At 65.7% G+C, this 15,826-nt stretch carries 15 protein-coding genes; 12 read left to right on the top strand and 3 right to left on the bottom strand.

Going from position 1 to position 15,826, the window contains the following annotated elements; all coding sequences use genetic code 11:
- Positions 1 to 142: 142 nt before the first annotated feature.
- The 4 genes from potA (at position 143) to PFZ56_RS17415 (ending at position 4,361) form a co-directional block, all read left to right on the top strand.
- On the top strand, positions 143 to 1,285 hold the full coding sequence (gene potA / locus PFZ56_RS17430) for a polyamine ABC transporter ATP-binding protein (RefSeq protein WP_170004804.1): 1,143 nt from the start codon (positions 143 to 145) through the stop codon (positions 1,283 to 1,285).
- A 44-nt stretch (positions 1,286 to 1,329) separates the two neighbouring features.
- Positions 1,330 to 2,211: an ABC transporter permease subunit gene (locus tag PFZ56_RS17425; RefSeq protein ID WP_170004810.1), complete on the top strand. Its 882-nt coding sequence runs from the start codon at positions 1,330 to 1,332 to the stop codon at positions 2,209 to 2,211.
- Complete coding sequence (locus tag PFZ56_RS17420) at positions 2,208 to 3,104, top strand: ABC transporter permease subunit (protein WP_102879976.1); 897 nt, start codon at positions 2,208 to 2,210, stop codon at positions 3,102 to 3,104. The genes PFZ56_RS17425 and PFZ56_RS17420 overlap by 4 nt, the downstream gene beginning before the upstream one ends.
- 144 nt (positions 3,105 to 3,248) lie before the next feature.
- Complete coding sequence (locus PFZ56_RS17415) at positions 3,249 to 4,361, top strand: polyamine ABC transporter substrate-binding protein (protein ID WP_102879977.1); 1,113 nt, start codon at positions 3,249 to 3,251, stop codon at positions 4,359 to 4,361.
- Between the two features lie 230 nt (positions 4,362 to 4,591).
- On the opposite strand, the gene PFZ56_RS17410 is transcribed toward PFZ56_RS17415, so the two are convergent.
- On the bottom strand, positions 4,592 to 6,106 hold the full coding sequence (locus tag PFZ56_RS17410; RefSeq protein WP_170005104.1) for an MFS transporter: 1,515 nt from the start codon (positions 6,104 to 6,106) through the stop codon (positions 4,592 to 4,594).
- A 102-nt stretch (positions 6,107 to 6,208) separates the two neighbouring features.
- On the opposite strand from PFZ56_RS17410, the gene PFZ56_RS17405 reads away from it, so the two are divergent.
- The 5 genes from PFZ56_RS17405 (at position 6,209) to PFZ56_RS17385 (ending at position 9,770) form a co-directional block, all read left to right on the top strand.
- On the top strand, positions 6,209 to 7,132 hold the full coding sequence (locus PFZ56_RS17405) for a LysR family transcriptional regulator (protein ID WP_394304402.1): 924 nt from the start codon (positions 6,209 to 6,211) through the stop codon (positions 7,130 to 7,132).
- A gap of 19 nt (positions 7,133 to 7,151) precedes the next feature.
- Positions 7,152 to 7,394 carry a hypothetical protein gene (locus tag PFZ56_RS17400; RefSeq protein WP_268562251.1) on the top strand — a complete coding sequence of 81 codons (243 nt, stop codon included), beginning with the start codon at positions 7,152 to 7,154 and terminating at the stop codon, positions 7,392 to 7,394.
- Between the two features lie 47 nt (positions 7,395 to 7,441).
- Positions 7,442 to 7,966: a DUF2867 domain-containing protein gene (locus PFZ56_RS17395; protein WP_170005074.1), complete on the top strand. Its 525-nt coding sequence runs from the start codon at positions 7,442 to 7,444 to the stop codon at positions 7,964 to 7,966.
- Between the two features lie 24 nt (positions 7,967 to 7,990).
- Positions 7,991 to 9,160: an N-methyl-L-tryptophan oxidase gene (gene solA, locus PFZ56_RS17390; RefSeq protein WP_170005072.1), complete on the top strand. Its 1,170-nt coding sequence runs from the start codon at positions 7,991 to 7,993 to the stop codon at positions 9,158 to 9,160.
- Between the two features lie 169 nt (positions 9,161 to 9,329).
- The gene (locus PFZ56_RS17385; protein ID WP_102864196.1) at positions 9,330 to 9,770 is read left to right on the top strand and encodes a CBS domain-containing protein; all 441 of its coding nucleotides are present in this window, start codon (positions 9,330 to 9,332) and stop codon (positions 9,768 to 9,770) included.
- 162 nt (positions 9,771 to 9,932) lie between these two features.
- Here the strand turns inward: PFZ56_RS17385 and PFZ56_RS17380 are convergent, their stop codons facing one another.
- Positions 9,933 to 11,276 (bottom strand): ATP-binding protein, encoded by a 1,344-nt coding sequence (locus PFZ56_RS17380; protein WP_170005070.1) that lies wholly within the window; start codon positions 11,274 to 11,276, stop codon positions 9,933 to 9,935.
- On the bottom strand, positions 11,273 to 11,932 hold the full coding sequence (locus PFZ56_RS17375; protein ID WP_170005068.1) for a response regulator transcription factor: 660 nt from the start codon (positions 11,930 to 11,932) through the stop codon (positions 11,273 to 11,275). Before PFZ56_RS17375 ends, PFZ56_RS17380 begins: the two co-directional genes overlap by 4 nt.
- A 234-nt stretch (positions 11,933 to 12,166) precedes the next feature.
- On the opposite strand from PFZ56_RS17375, the gene PFZ56_RS17370 reads away from it, so the two are divergent.
- Genes PFZ56_RS17370 through PFZ56_RS17360 form a run of 3 tightly spaced genes read left to right on the top strand, consistent with a single transcriptional unit; the run spans position 12,167 to position 15,817 of the window.
- Positions 12,167 to 12,637 (top strand): DUF2271 domain-containing protein, encoded by a 471-nt coding sequence (locus PFZ56_RS17370; protein ID WP_170005066.1) that lies wholly within the window; start codon positions 12,167 to 12,169, stop codon positions 12,635 to 12,637.
- A 26-nt stretch (positions 12,638 to 12,663) separates the two neighbouring features.
- On the top strand, positions 12,664 to 14,853 hold the full coding sequence (locus tag PFZ56_RS17365; RefSeq protein WP_394304401.1) for a PepSY domain-containing protein: 2,190 nt from the start codon (positions 12,664 to 12,666) through the stop codon (positions 14,851 to 14,853).
- Positions 14,843 to 15,817 carry an FAD:protein FMN transferase gene (locus PFZ56_RS17360; protein WP_170005020.1) on the top strand — a complete coding sequence of 325 codons (975 nt, stop codon included), beginning with the start codon at positions 14,843 to 14,845 and terminating at the stop codon, positions 15,815 to 15,817. Before PFZ56_RS17365 ends, PFZ56_RS17360 begins: the two co-directional genes overlap by 11 nt.
- Positions 15,818 to 15,826 lie beyond the last annotated feature (9 nt).

Genomic DNA, 15,826 nt, shown 5'->3' with positions numbered 1-15,826 from the left:
CAAACGGCAAGACCACAACAACAAATAGCGTCAGGCCGCCAGGAAGGCAGCGCCGAATCAGCCCGCACCCCCTGCGGGCTGGCAATCAACCTTTAAGCCCGGCCGAATTGGCCAGGCTGCTGACACCTGTTGGGAGTTTCACATGGCAAACGCCTCCAGCACTTACCGCAAGGCCCTCGAAGGCACCCCGAGCCCGCAGAAGGTCCTGGTCAAGATCGACCGCGTGACCAAGAAGTTCGATGAAACCGTGGCCGTGGACGATGTCTCCCTGGAGATCCACCAGGGCGAGATCTTCGCCCTGCTGGGCGGTTCCGGCTCCGGCAAATCCACCCTGCTGCGCATGCTCGCCGGCTTCGAGCGCCCCACCGAGGGCCGCATCCTGCTGGATGGCGTGGACATCACCGACATGCCGCCCTACGAGCGGCCGATCAACATGATGTTCCAGTCCTACGCCCTGTTCCCGCACATGACCGTGGCCCAGAACATCGCCTTCGGCCTCAAGCAGGACCGCTTGCCGGCCGCCGAGATCGAGGCCCGGGTCGAGGAAATGCTCAAGCTGGTGCACATGACCCAGTACGCCCGGCGCAAGCCGCACCAGCTGTCCGGTGGCCAGCGCCAGCGGGTGGCCCTGGCCCGCTCGCTGGCCAAGCGCCCCAAGCTGTTGTTGCTGGACGAACCCATGGGTGCCCTGGACAAGAAGCTGCGCTCGCAGATGCAACTTGAGCTGGTTGAGATCATCGAGCGCGTGGGCGTGACCTGCGTGATGGTGACCCACGACCAGGAAGAAGCCATGACCATGGCCCAGCGCATCGCCATCATGCACCTGGGCTGGATCGCCCAGACCGGCAGCCCGGTGGACATCTACGAGGCGCCGGTGAGCCGCCTGGTGTGCGAATTCATCGGCAACGTCAACGCCTTCGACGGCACCGTCACCGAAGACCTGGAAGGCTACGCCATCATCGACTGCCCGGACCTTGAGCAACAGATCTACGTCGGCCACGGGGTCAGCACCTCGGTGCAGGACAAGTCGGTGACCTACGCCATCCGCCCGGAAAAGATGCTGGTCACCACCGTCAAGCCCGACGCCCGCTACAACTGGTCCAGAGGCAAAGTGCACGACATCGCCTACCTGGGCGGCCACTCGGTGTTCTACGTCGAGCTGCCTGGCGGCAAGATCGTCCAGTCGTTCATGGCCAACGCCGAGCGCCGTGGCGCGCGGCCGACCTGGGACGACGAAGTCTACGTCTGGTGGGAAGACGACAGCGGCGTGGTGCTGCGGGCATGAGGACTTCGACCATGAGCACGTTCAATCAGAAGTTGTTCCGCATGCTGCCCAGCGGTCGCAAGCTGGTGATCGGCATTCCTTTCCTCTGGCTGTTCCTGTTCTTCATGCTGCCGTTCTTTTTGGTGATGAAGATCAGCTTCTCGGAAGCGGCCCTGGCAATCCCGCCCTACTCGGAGATCTACAGCTACGCCGAACAGAAATTCCAGCTGCTGCTGAACCTGGGCAACTACGCCATGCTGGCCGGCGACGAGCTGTACCTCTCGGCCTACCTGGGCTCGCTGAAGGTGGCGCTGCTGAGCACCCTGATGTGCCTGGTGGTGGGTTTCCCCATGGCCTACGCCATTTCCAAGGCCAGCAAGGAAACCCAGAACGTCTTGCTGCTGCTGATCATGATGCCGACCTGGACCGCGATCCTGATCCGCGTCTACGCCTGGATGGGCATCCTCAGCAACAACGGCCTGCTCAACAGCTTCCTGCTGTGGACCGGGCTGATCAGCCAGCCGCTGGAAATCCTCAACACCAACATCGCCGTGTATATCGGCGTGGTCTACGCCTACCTGCCGTTCATGGTGCTGCCGCTGTACGCCAACCTGGTCAAGCATGACCAGAGCCTGCTGGAAGCCGCGTCCGACCTGGGTTCGAGCAACTTCAACAACTTCTGGAAGATCACCGTGCCCCTGGCCAAGAACGGCATCATTGCCGGTTGCATGCTGGTGTTCATCCCGGTGGTCGGCGAGTTCGTGATTCCAGAACTCTTGGGCGGCCCGGAAACCCTGATGATCGGCCGCGTGCTGTGGCAGGAATTCTTCAACAACCGTGACTGGCCGGTGGCCTCCGCCCTGGCGGTGGTGATGCTGGCAATCCTGATTATTCCGATCCTGCTGTTCAACCGCAGCCAGGCCAAAGAGATGGAGGCACGGGCATGAAACGCTTCGAATTTTCCAAACTGATGCTGGTGCTGGGCCTGCTGTTCATCTACCTGCCGATGCTGATCCTGGTGATCTACTCGTTCAACGCCTCCAAGCTGGTGACGGTGTGGGGCGGCTGGTCGATCAAGTGGTACGTCGGCCTGCTGGACAACCAGCAACTGATGGGCTCGGTGATGCGCTCCCTGGAAATCGCCCTGTACACCGCCGTAGCGGCGGTGGCCCTGGGCACCCTGGCGGCCTTCGTGCTGACCCGAGTCACCCGCTTCAAGGGCCGCACCCTGTTCGGCGGCCTGGTGACCGCGCCGCTGGTGATGCCCGAAGTGATCACCGGCCTGTCGCTATTGCTGCTGTTCGTGGCCATGGCGCAATTGATCGGCTGGCCCATGGAGCGGGGCATCGTCACCATCTGGATCGCCCACACCACATTCTGCGCCGCCTACGTAGCCGTGGTAGTCTCCGCGCGCCTGCGGGAGCTGGACCTGTCCATCGAAGAAGCGGCCATGGACCTGGGGGCGCGCCCGTTCAAGGTGTTCTTCCTGATCACCATCCCGATGATCGCGCCGTCACTGGCGGCCGGCGGCATGATGTCCTTTGCCCTGTCCCTGGATGACCTGGTGCTGGCCAGCTTCGTCTCCGGCCCGGGCTCCACTACCTTGCCGATGGAAGTGTTCTCGGCGGTGCGCCTGGGGGTCAAGCCCGAGATCAACGCCGTGGCCAGCCTGATTCTGCTGGCGGTGTCCCTGGTGACCTTCCTGGTCTGGTACTTCGGCCGTCGCGCCGAAGCCGCCCGCAAGCGCGCGATCCAGGAAGCCATGGACTTCACCGCCAATGAATCCTGGCAGCCACCGGCGGCGAAAAAACCTGCGGTACGAGCGCCGGCGACGGCCTGACCGTGACCGCTTCGCCAGCCCGCTGACGCCTACAGGTTGATGTTATCCGTAGGCGCCCGCTGGCTGGTGAAGCGGGTAAAAAGCTCCCCCAATATCCACCTTGCACACGCAGCAATCTGCACAATAAGAAATGGAGTTGTAGTGATGAAAATGCTTGGCAGGACACTGTTCGCCAAAACCCTGCTCTCACTGTCCTTGATGGGCGCGATGGTGACCGGCGCTCAAGCCAACGATAAGGTGCTGCGCGTTTACAACTGGTCGGACTACATCGCCCCGGACACCCTGAAAAAGTTCGAGGCCGAAACCGGTATCCACGTCACCTACGACGTCTTCGACAGCAACGAAACCCTGGAAGCGCGCCTGCTCACCGGCAAGTCCGGCTACGACATCGTGGTGCCGTCCAACAGTTTCCTGGCCAAGCAGATCAAGGCCGGGGTCTACCAGGAACTGGACAAGTCCAAACTGTCCAACTGGAAAAACCTCAACCCGGTACTGCTGAAAAACGCCTCCGCCAGCGACCCGGGCAACGCCCACGCCTTCCCCTACATGTGGGGTTCGATCGGCATCGGCTACAACCCGGACAAGGTCAAGGCGGCCCTGGGCACTGACGCCCCGACCAACTCCTGGGACCTGCTGTTCAAGCCCGAGAACGCCGAGAAACTCAAGGCTTGCGGCATCAGCTTCCTCGACTCGCCCACCGAGATGCTCCCGGCCGCCCTGCACTACCTGGGCTACCCGGTGACCAGCAAGGACAAGGCGCAGATCCTCGAAGCCCAGGAGCTGTTCATGAAGATCCGGCCTTCGGTGACCTACTTCCATTCCTCCAAGTACATCTCGGACCTGGCCAACGGCAACATCTGCGTGGCCGTGGGTTACTCCGGCGACGTGCTGCAGGCCCGCTCCCGCGCCGAAGAGGCCGGCAACCAGGAGAAGGTCGCGTTCAGCATTCCCAAGGAAGGCGCCGGCAGCTTCTACGACATGATGGCCATCCCCAAGGACGCCGCCAACGTCGACAACGCCTACCTGTTCATGAACTTCCTGATGCGCGCGGACATCATCGCCGAGGTCACCAACAGCCTGGGCTACAGCAACGCCAACGCGGCGGCCACGCCACTGGTGGACGAAGCAATCCGCAACGACCCGGCGTCCTACCCACCGCAAGAGGTGCTGGCCACCTTGTATGCGGTGCCGGATCAGCCGATTGCCATCCAGCGCGTGATGAACCGCGGCTGGACCAGGATCAAGCTGGGCAAATGACTCAGGTTGCCCGCCGCTGGCGGGCAGCGCTCCCCTCTTCCGTTCCGGTCGCGCCTTACCACCGCGACACTCCTGCGAACGGCTTCACCCGGCTCCCTCGGTTGGGGTGAATCCTTGGCGCCTTCGGGCGCCTTTTTTGCTTTCCCTATCGCCGCCGCAGGCTGCAAACGCCTGGGGCAACAGAGGGGCCTGCGCCCCCTTTTCGCAACCTCGCTGATGCGCGGCAGCGGCTACTGCGCGATCGACTCCGCTGGCTTTTGCTGCCATGGGGCGAATATCAGCAGACTGAACACTGCCAGCCCCCAGACACTCAAGCCGCCGTACAGCATGACCCAGCCAAAGCCATGGACCAGGGCCGCCTGCGGCGTACCTTCCGCCAGCCACGGCAAAGCTTCCAAAGAGCCGCTGCCAGAGGCAATCTGCTGCACCCAACCCTGCAGTTGCCCGGCATCCAGCGACCCACTCAGGTGACGCCGCAGGTAGGCGCCCACCCCCGCCACCAGGATCAAGCCCATCAAGGCAATGTTCAGCGCCAGGGAAATCATCCGCGCACTCATGTCGATCCCCGAGGCCATGCCGGCCTGATCGACGGGCACCGACCCAGTGGTGGTATTGGTCACCGGCGTATTGCAGATGCCCAGACCGATCCCCGCCAGCAGCGCGCCGGGGAGCATGAACACACCGCTGCTGAAGGCCCACTGGCTGGCACCAAACATCGCCACAAAGCCCAGGCCGATGCCGGACAACCCCAGAGGAATCACCCAACCGGCCTCGAAACGCAGGGCCAGGCGTTCGCCCACGGGCGGCAGGATCAGGGTCGGCAAGGTATAGGCCAGCAGCGCCAGTCCGCTGTGCAGGCTGTCGTAGCCCAAGGCGCCGTGGAAGTAGATAGGCAGGTAGATCATGAACGGCCAGAAGCTGAAATTCATCCCCATGGAACCCAGCAACGCCCCGGAAAACCGGCGGTTCCTGAATACCCCCAGCTCGAACATCGGTTGCCGGCTGCGGCGCTCGGCACGGATAAAAGCAGCGAAGCAGCCCAGGGTCGCAAGCACCACGACCAGTGCGCTGAAGCGGCTCAGGGTTGGGCCCTGGGTCAGCACAAAGGTCAGACCGAACACCGCCAGCGACAGCAGCACGATGCCGGCGCTATCGAGCTTGCAGGCCCGTGCCTGACGGGCCTCCTCGACCCCGGCTACGGCAAGCCCCAGGGTCAGCAGCGCCAGCGGCCCGTGCACCAGGAAAATCCACGGCCAGCTGGACAGCGACAGGATCGCTCCGCCAATGATCGGCCCGAACCCCAGGCCAATGCCGAACACCACGCCCCACGCGGCGAAAGCCCGGCTGCGCTCACGGCCCTGACGAAACTGCTGGGACAGGATCGCCACCTGGGTGATCAGCATCGCGCCCCCGGCCAGGCCTTGAAGGGCCCGGCTGGCGATCAGCGCCGTCATGTTCTGGGCCAGACCACAGAGCAGCGAGGCCAGGCCAAAGGCGACGATGCTGAGGACAAATACCCGCTTGCGGCCAAAGCGATCGGCCAGGGCGCCGGTGGCCATCAGCACCGCGGTGCAGGCGATGGTGTAGGCATTCATGATCCATTGCAGGTCGGTAAAGCGGCCCTGCAGACGGTCTTCCAAGGCCGGGAGAATCACCGGCACGCTGGAGATTTCCAGGCCGAACATCAGCGCGGCCAGGCAGACCGCCGCCAGGGCCAGGGTGTTGCGTGAAGAAGGTTGAGGCATCGAAGGTTGTCCGCAAGTGGTGTCGCCACCCGTCCAGGGGCGACCGAGGGGTCAAGTCTGGGCAACGCCACTCAATGACGGAAATGATTAGATTTTGTAGGATTGAGTAATTCCCATCATGAATGGCAGTCTGCCTTGAACATCGATCCCACCCTGCTGCGGGCCCTGGTCGCAGTCCATGAATGTGCCGGCTTCACCCGCGCCGGCAAGCGCCTGAACCTGACCCAGTCGGCGGTCAGCCATCAGATCCGCCGTCTGGAAGAGCAACTGGGCCGGCCCCTGCTGCTGCGCACCACCCGGCGCCTGAGCCTGACCGAAGACGGTCAGGAAGTGCTGCAGCACGCGCAACAGATCCTCGCCTCCCTGAACGCCCTGGCCCGGCGCTTCCAGCCGTCGCGACTGAGTGGCGTGGTGCGCTTCGGGGTGCCCGAGACCTTTATGGGGGAGCGCCTGCCGCCACTGCTCTGCGAGTTTTCCCGAGCCTTTCCCGAGGTGCGCCTGGACGTCAGCGTTGGCACCTACCTGGACCTGCGCCAGATGCTCAAGGCCGGGGAACTGGACCTGGCTGTGGTGCTCTCGGAGCCGGGGCGGCGTGACAGCGGCACCGTGCTGCGCAGCGCCCAGTTCGTCTGGGTCGCCGCCGAGCACTTCGATCTGGCCCCGGGCGCCTCGCTGCCCCTGGCCCTGGCGCCGGCCCCCTGCGTCAATCGGCAGATCGGCCTTGATGCCCTGGGCGAAAGCGCCGCCAGTTGGCATGTGGCGTTCAGCTCGCCAAGCCAGGAAGGCATCCGCACGGCAGTGCTCGCCGGTCTCGGAGTCACCGTGCAGATGGCCAGCGACCTGCGCCCGGGCCTGCGCATCGTCGATGGTGAATACGGCCTGCCGGGGTTGCCCGTAGCGCGCTTCCTGCTGGCCTGGAGCAGCGGCGAAAAGACGGCGGCAGCCCAGGAGTTCGGTCAGTTGCTGCTACAGAACGCGGAGCCGGCCGCCAGGGGGGGAAAAGACGCGGTCCGCCAGCAGGCTTAAGTGGCAAGCAGCCATTGCGTTGGCTGAATTCAGTCCGCGTGCCACCGAACTCCACCGTTCAATGGTCGGCACAGGTCCCTTCGACCTGCTTGCAACTTCGTGCGTGTTTGTGCTGATTCCGGCCCTAGCAGTGCGGAAAACCACCGAATCCTTGCGCGCTGCCACCTGGCAATGGCAACCCTCGGCCAGCGGCAACTGGCCGCTACACAACAGCAAGTTCCTCGCCTCAGGAAGTGGTATTTTTTTGCGACTTCTGGCGTGACTGATCGGCATGAAGCCAAAGCCGCCAACTTTCAAGGAGCTGCACCGATGAAGTCCGCAGTACACGCTTGCCCGTTGCCCCATGACTCCAGCATCGCTGCCCTGGCCCCGGACGCGACCTTCGTCGACTGCCGCCGCACCCTGGCCGAAGACCCCGAACGCAGCGCCATGCGCCACCTGCTGAACCTGATGAGCCAGACCCCGGCCTGGATCGACCGCCTGATGGGCCTGCGCAACCGTGTGGTGCAGTTGTTCGGCCTCAAGGACCTGGGACGCCTGACCCGCATTGACCTGTCGCGCCCCGACGAGGATTACCAGCCCGGCGACCGGGTCGGCATCTTTACCCTGATCTCCCAGAGCCCCGATGAGGTGCTGGTGGTGGATCGCGACAAGCACCTGGACGTGCACCTGTCCCTCAACCTCCAGCCCCAGACCGCCGAGGGCCTGCGGCCGATCGTGCTGTCCACCGTGGTCCATCCGCACAATCGCCTGGGGCGCCTGTACATGCTGCCGGTTGCGCCATTCCACCGGATCATCGCGCCCATGACCCTGGCCACCCTCAATAACCGCTGAGCCTTCACCCCCAAGGAACTTGCCGTGCAGACACCCGAATTCGATGTTGTCGTCGTAGGCCTGGGCGCCATGGGCGCCGCCACTCTCTATCAACTGGCCAAGCGCGGGGTCAAGGTGGCGGGCATCGACCGCTTCGCCCCGCCCCATGACCAGGGCTCCAGCCACGGCGACACCCGCATCACCCGCCAGGCGGTGGGCGAAGGCGCGGCCTATGTGCCCCTGGCGATCCGCTCGCAGCAGATCTGGCGCGAGCTGGAGGCCGAGCTGGATGTGCCGTTGTTCGAGCAGTGCGGGGTGCTGGTGATGACCGCCAGCACCGACCCGCAGCGCCCGGCGGATGCCCGGGACTTCACCGACAACAGCATTGACCTGGCCCGACGCTACGGTATCGAGCATGAAGTGCTCGACGCTGCCGACATTCGTCAGCGCTTCCCGCAGTTCGCCCCGCTGGCGGACAGCGCCCGGGGCTACTTCGAGCCCGGCGGTGGTTTTGTCCGCCCGGAACGCTGCATCGACGCGCAACTGACCCGGGCCCGGCAACTGGGCGCCACGCTGATCAGCGGCCAGACGGTGCTGGAGCTCAAGCCCGGCGCCGAGGGCGTGGAGATCATCAGCACCGGCTCGCCGATCAAGGCCCGGCAAGTCATCGTCAGCGCCGGCATGTGGTCGGCGCAGTTGCTCGGAGCGCCCTTCGACACACTGCTGCAGGTCTGTCGCCAGCAGCTGTACTGGTTCCGCCTCGATGAGCCCCAGCACTACCCGGCCCGCTCGCCGAGCTTCATCCTCCACAGCGCCGGCGATGTCGACGCCTGCTACGGTTTCCCGCCGATTCCCGGCGAAGGCAGCGTGAAGATCGCCACCGAGCAATACCGCGTCAGCAGCCAGCCGGACAGCCTCGACCGCCAGCCCAGCCTCGCCGACGCCCAGCGCCTGTTCCACGAGCTGGTGGCGCCGCATATCGCCGGGCTCGCGCCGGAGCTGGTGAAGGCCAGCGTCTGCGCCTACACCGTGACTCCGGATTCGGGCTTTATCATCGACCGTCACCCGCACCTGGCCCACGTCACCGTGGTCAGTGCCTGCTCCGGTCATGGTTTCAAGCATTCGGCGGCGATTGGCGAAGCCTTGGCCCAGTGGCACGTGGACGGGCACAGCGAGATCGACCTGGGCAGTTTCTCTCTGCAGCGCTTCCTCTGAAGGCAACGACCCCTTTATCGGGGCGCTGATGAAAAAAAATCCCCGGGCTGACGTTTTTCGCCGTTTATCTGCCGTTTTCAGCCTTGCCGACGGGCCCAGTCTCTACGATTCTTTAACAACCCCTCAGGGCGGCGCATCGCCGCCCCACGTAGAACCACCGGAGCGCCCCATGAAGAGCGTCGCAGAACTGCTGAAACTCAAGGCCAAGCACAACCAGCAAGTGCACACCATCGCCCCGCACCAGATGGTCCTGGAAGCGCTGATGCTGATGGCCGAAAAAAACGTCGGCGCCTTGCCGGTGATGGAGAACGGTCAAGTGGTCGGGGTCATCAGCGAGCGCGACTATGCGCGCAAACTGGTGCTCCACGGGCGCTCCTCGGTGGGCACCCCGGTCAGCGCGATCATGAGCTCGCCGGTGATCACCGTGGACTCCCACCAGAGCGTGGAAACCTGCATGAGCATCATGACCGACAGCCACCTGCGCCACCTGCCGGTGGTGGAGAACGGCCAACTGCTGGGCCTGCTGTCCATTGGCGACCTGGTCAAGGAAGCGATTGCCGAACAGGCCGACCTGATCCGCCAGCTGGAGCAATACATCCGCGGCGAATAACCTCGCAAACCTTGCATCGCCCCAGCCGACGCCTTCGCTGGCCAGCCAGCTCCTACAGACACCCGCTCAGCGGCAGCCCATTGCGTAGGAGCCGGCTTGCCGGCGAACAGGCCCGCAAGCCTTGCCCCGATCCAACCGGCGCCTTCGTTGGCAAGCCAGCGCCTACGATTGGGTCGGTCCCTCTAGGGGAAAGTGCACGCGAACTTCAAAACCCTCGCCACGGCCGCTGGCCGGTGAGGCCAGGTGCAACTGGCCGCCGACGCCGTGGACGATGCTCTGGGCAATCGCCAGACCCAGGCCCGAACCGCTGGTTTCGCTGTTGCCCCGCACAAAACGTTCGGTCAGGCGTTGCAGCACGTCCGCCGGCACCAGCGGCCCGCCATTGATCACCCGCAAGCAACCGTCGGCGCTGAGGCTGACGTCCACCGGCTGTGCCGGATCGCCGTACTTCAGGGCGTTCTCGATCAGGTTGCGCAACAGGATGCCAAAGGCGTCCGGGTCGATGGCAGTGCACACCTGGGCCGCTTCCGGCAGTTGCAGTTGGATGCGCGGGGCACCGCCGCGATTCCACTCCTCGACGCCATGGGCCAGCAACGGAATCAAGTCCTCGGGGGTTTGCGAGAGCAGCCCGCCGCCCTCGGCCTTGGCCAGTTGCATGAGCTTTTCCGAGAGCCTTGCCAGCTCCCGCAGGGCGTTCTCGATCTTCGCCGCCCGCACCTGCAACGGCCCCTGCGGGGCTTCCTGGCGCAGGCGCTGGATCTGCGCCAGGGTCGCGGCCAGGGGCGTGCGCAGTTCATGGGCGCTGTTGGCGGTGAAGCTGCGCTCCGCTTCCAGGGCTTTGCGCAGGCGCTCAAGCAGATGATTGACCGCCTCGGCCAGGGGATCGATTTCCGCCGGCAGGCGCGCCACCTTGATCGGTGACAAGTCGCCCACACCCCGGGACTCCACCGCCCGCCGGTATGCCAGCACGCTGCGCAGGCTGATGCGCACGAACACCCAGGTGCCCAGCAGGCTGATGGGAATCAGCCCGAGCAAGGGCAGCAACAGGGCCAGCAACGCCTCCCGCGAGGCTTCGCGGCGGTGGGCCAGGGGCTCGGCGATTTCGATGACGATCGAGTCGTTCTCGATGCTGGCGCTGTACAGGCGGTATTTGTCCGTGGTGCTGAAGCCGGGGCTCGGTCGGTGGCTGAAGATTTTCAGCTTGGCATCGTGGGAGCGCATGAGGATTCGCCCGTCGGCGTCGCGTACCAGGTAGGTCAGGTACTCGCTGTCCATCTTCAGAGTCGCCACGTGCCGCGCCCGACGCGGCCCGCGACGGTTGCCGATTTCCAACGCCGCCAGGGGCAGGATGCGCTGGGCAGTGGCTTCCAGGGCGCTGTCGAAGGTTTCGTCCAGCTCGTGCTGGACCACCAGCCAGGTGCCGACGGTAGCCCCCAGCCAGAGCAGGGTCATGCCCAAGGTCAGGCCCAGGCTCAGGCGTTTTTGCAGGCTGATGGGACGCTTCATGCGGGCATCAGCCGGTAGCCCATGCCGCGTACGGTTTCAATCAGTTCGCGGCCGAGCTTCTTGCGCAGGCGGCTGACGTAGACCTCGATGGTGTTGCTCTCGATTTCCGCGCCAAAGGCATACAGCCGCTCCTCCAACTGCGACTTGGAGAGCAAGGCGCTGGGGCGCTGGACAAAGGCTTCGAACACCGCCCATTCGCGAGCGGTCAGGTCGATGATGGTGCCGCCGCGCTGCACGGTGCGGGCACTCAGGTCCACTTGCAGCTCGCCGAGGCGGATCTGCGGGTTGGGGTTGCCGCTGTAGCGCCGGGCAACCGCGGCGACCCGCGCCGACAGTTCGAACAGGTCGAAGGGCTTGACCAGATAATCGTCGGCGCCGGCGTTGAGCCCGGCGATGCGCTCGGAGATCTGGTCCTGGGCGGTGAGGATGATCACCGGGGTCACGTCCCCGGCGCTGCGGCGCTGACGCAGGAACTCCAGGCCACGCCCGTCGGGCAGCATCAGGTCCAGCAGGATCAGGTCATAGGGCGTGCTGGCGACACTGGCCCGGGCCTGCTCCAGGCGCTGCACCCAGTCCACGGCGTGGCCATCGTCGGCAATCTGCTCGCGCACCGCGTCCCCCAGCCCTGTCGCATCCTCGACCAATAACACGCGCATCGACGTTCTCCTGTGATCTGTAGGTGCTGCACCTTAACCGCTGAACCTGACGCGAATCTGAAGAAGCAGCGGGCCTGCTCAGGGTAACCAGTGTCGCGCCCGCGCGATGCGAGGCAGATCAGCAAAAGCCCAGGTACGCGACAGCGCCGGCGCCTGAAGTTTTTTCCAGGCCTTCAGGTTGCTGTCAGCTAAACGGCCCAGGCTGCGAGCACATTCAGCAAAAAGGACAACCTCATGAACAAGCTCGTGATCGCCGGTTGCCTCACTGCGGCCCTGGTCCTGCCGACACTGGCCCAGGCCCGTGAAGTGACCCTGACCACCCAGCTCAAGCCCTACAGCGGCAACGGCGCATACCTGGCGATCTACCTCACCGACGCCAGCGGCACCTACCAGAAGACCCTGTGGGTCGCCGGCAAAAAGGCCAAGTACTACAAGCATCTGTCGGGGTGGGCCCGCAGTGGCGGCGCGGCCGCCGGCCAGTACGACGGCGTCAGCGGCGCCAGCGTGGGCAGCGGCGAAACCCTGACGGTCAGCGCCGATCTGGCGGACAGCCTGATCGATGCCGGGTATCAGATCCGCATCGACAGCGCCGTGGAAGACCAGCGCGATGTGCGCGCCGACGTGGTCCTGCCCCTGACCCTCAAGGGCAGCGGCCAGCCCGCCAGCGGCGGCACCTACGTGCAGTCGCTGCGCTACGACCTGTAAGCCCTGCGCCCCGAGGAGGCCCGACCATGTTGCGCTCGTTGCACTCAATCCCCGGACTGCTGGCCGCCCTGTTGGTGATGCTGCTGGCCATCAGCGGCGCGACCCTGGCGCTGAACCCGGCCCTGGAACACCTGCAGGCGCCACCCGCGGCGGCCGACATCAGCGTGGCGCAACTGGCCGGGCGCGTGGCCGGCCAGCTGGGCGGGATCGAGCAGATCCGCCGCACGCCCTCGGGCACGCTGGTTGTCTACCACCGCGAGCATGGCCAGACCCTGGCCAGCCGCGTCGATCCACAGACCGGTGCGCTGCTGGCGCCCTACACGCCCTCGGCCTTGGCCCGCTGGGTCAAGGAACTGCACCGCTCGCTGTTTCTCGACACCTCGGGGCATATCGTGGCGGCCCTGGGCGCCCTGGCGATGCTCTTGCTATCGGCGTCCGGCGCTGTGCTGCTGGCCCGCCGCGCCGGTGGCTGGGGCAAGCTGCTGCGGCCCTTGCGCGGCAGTTTCAGCCAGCGCTGGCACGCCGAGGTCGGGCGCCTGACGATCCTTGGCCTGCTGCTCTCGGCCCTGAGCGGGCTGTACCTGTCGGCCGGCACCTTGGGCCTGATCGCCGACGACGGCCAGGGCCAGCCGCCCCAGCCGCCCCCGATCAGCGCCGGCCCGGCCTTGCCGGCGGCCAGCCTCGCGGCGTTGCAGGCGGCGAACCTCAACGACCTGCGCGAGCTGGTCTACCCCGACCCTGACAGCCCCCAGGATCTGTTCAGCCTGCACACCCGCAGCGGCCAAGGTTATGTCGATCCGGCCAGCGGTGCCCTGCTGGCCTTCCAGCCCGAAAGCGGAATGCAGCAGCTCTCCGGGTTCATCTATCAACTGCACACCGGGGAAGGCTTGTGGTGGCTGGGCCTGCTGCTGGGCGTGTGCGCCCTGGGGGTACCGCTGATGAGCCTCACCGGTCTGTGGCTGTGGTGGCGCCGGCGTCGCGACAGCGCCGCGATCGATGACAACAGCACAACCAGCGACGCCGACTGCGTGATCCTGGTGGGCAGCGAGAGCAACAGCACCTGGGGCTTTGCCCGAACCCTGCAACAGGCCCTGGCGGCGGCGGGACGCAAGGTCCACAGCGCGCCGATGAACCAGCTGCGCGGCGACTACCCCAAGGCCCGCCAGTTGCTGATCCTCACCGCCACCCACGGCGACGGCGATGCCCCGACCTCGGCCAGCGACTTTCTCGCGCGCCTGCAACAACAGCCGCTGGCGCCTGATCTGAAGTACGCCGTGCTGGGCTTTGGCGACCGGCAGTTCCCGCGTTTCTGCGGCTTTGCCGAACAGGTACACAAGGCCTTGAGCGCCAGCGGTGCGCAGTGCCTGCTGCCCCAGGAAAACATCCATCGCCAGTCGCCCCAGGAATTCCGCCGCTGGGGCCAGGCCCTGGGACAGGCCTTGGGCTTGCCCCTGGACCTGCAGCATCAGACCCTCGCCCTGCCCTGCCATGAGTGGCAACTGGTGGAATCGGTGGCCTACGGCGATCAGGTCCAGGCACCGACGCGGATCTTGCGTTTCAAGGCGGCCGACAGCCGCGGGCAGCACTGGCCCGAGTTCCAGGCCGGCGACCTGGTGGGCATCCTGCCCCCCGGCACGACCCAGCCCCGCTTCTATTCCCTGGCCAGCAGCCGCGCCGACGGGGTGCTGGAGATCTGCGTGCGCAAGCACCCGGGTGGCCTGTGCTCGGGCTTTCTCCATGAACTGCAAACGGGCGCGCGGATCGCGGGGTTCATCAAGCCCAACCCGCAGTTTCGTCCCGCCCAAGGCACGCAGCCGGTGATCCTGATCGGTGCCGGCACCGGCATCGGCCCATTGGCGGGGTTCATCCGCGGCAACCGCTCCCGGCAGCCCATGCACCTGTACTGGGGCGGGCGTCACCCAGCCTCCGATTTTCTCTACGAGCCGGAGCTCAAGGGCTACCTGGCAGACCGGCGCCTGACCGCCCTGCGCGCGGCCTTCTCCCAGGTCCAGGAGCGCGGTTACGTGCAGGACCGGCTGCTGGCCGATGCCCTGGCACTGCGCAGGCTGGTGGAAAAAGGCGCCCAGGTGCTGGTCTGCGGCAGTCGGGACATGGCCAAGGGCGTGATGCTGGCCCTGGACGAAGTGCTGGCCCCGCTCAATCTCAGCGTACTGACCCTCAAGGCCCAAGGACGTTACCGTGAAGATGTCTACTGAAACCGTCGCACTGCAACGCTACAGCCTGAACGGCCCGACCATGGGCAGCCGCTACAGCGCGCTGTTCTATGCCGCCCCGGGCTTCGCCACCCTAGACCTCGGCGAGCGTCTGGCCCAGGCCGTGGCGCGGGTCGAGCAGCAGATGTCGGGTTGGAACCCCCAGTCCGATCTCAACCGCCTCAACGCCGCGCCCCGGCATCGCTGGATCAGCGTGCCCCGGGAGCTGATGAGCGTCATCACAACCGCGCTGCGGGTCAGCGAGCAATCGTGCGGTGCCTTCGAGATTGGCGTGGGGGATCTGGTCCAGAGCTGGGGCTTTGGCCCCACGCCACGGACCCTGGACCTGCCGGCCTTGCGCGAACTGGGCCGGCAGCGCCGCAGCCCCGCCACCAGAGCCCTGGTGCTGGAGCCCAGGCGCCACCGCCTGCGCAAGCGCGGCAAACTGCGCCTGGACCTCAACGGCATCGCCAAGGGCTTTGGCGTCGATGAGCTGGCCCGGGCCCTGGAAGCCTCGGGCATCCGCGACTACCTGGTAGGGATCGACGGCGAAATGCGCGCCCGGGGCCGCAAGCCCGGGGGCCAGCCCTGGAGCGTGGCCGTGGAAAAACCCCTGCGCGGCGAACGCCAAGTGATGGGGGTGATGGAACTGGAAGATGCGGCCATTGCCACCTCCGGCGACTACCGCCGGTGGGTGGACATCGCCGAGCAGTCCTACGCCCATACCCTTGACCCGACGACGGGCGAACCTCTGCGCAATCGTCTGGCCTCGGTCAGCGTGGTGGCCAACAGCTGCATGCTGGCCGACGCCTGGGCCACCGCACTGCTGGTACTCGGTGAAGTCGAGGGGCCACGGCTGGCCCAGGAACGCGGTATGGATGCCTTGTTCGTGATCCGCGACGGTACGCAGTGGCGGGAAGTGTCTATTGTGGGTGGACAGCTGCAGGCCGAGATCGAGGCCCGCTGAAACCCGTAT

This window comes from Pseudomonas danubii (assembly GCF_042980055.1).
GTDB lineage: Bacteria > Pseudomonadota > Gammaproteobacteria > Pseudomonadales > Pseudomonadaceae > Aquipseudomonas > Aquipseudomonas danubii.
This window is presented reverse-complemented; position numbering and strand designations above follow the sequence as displayed.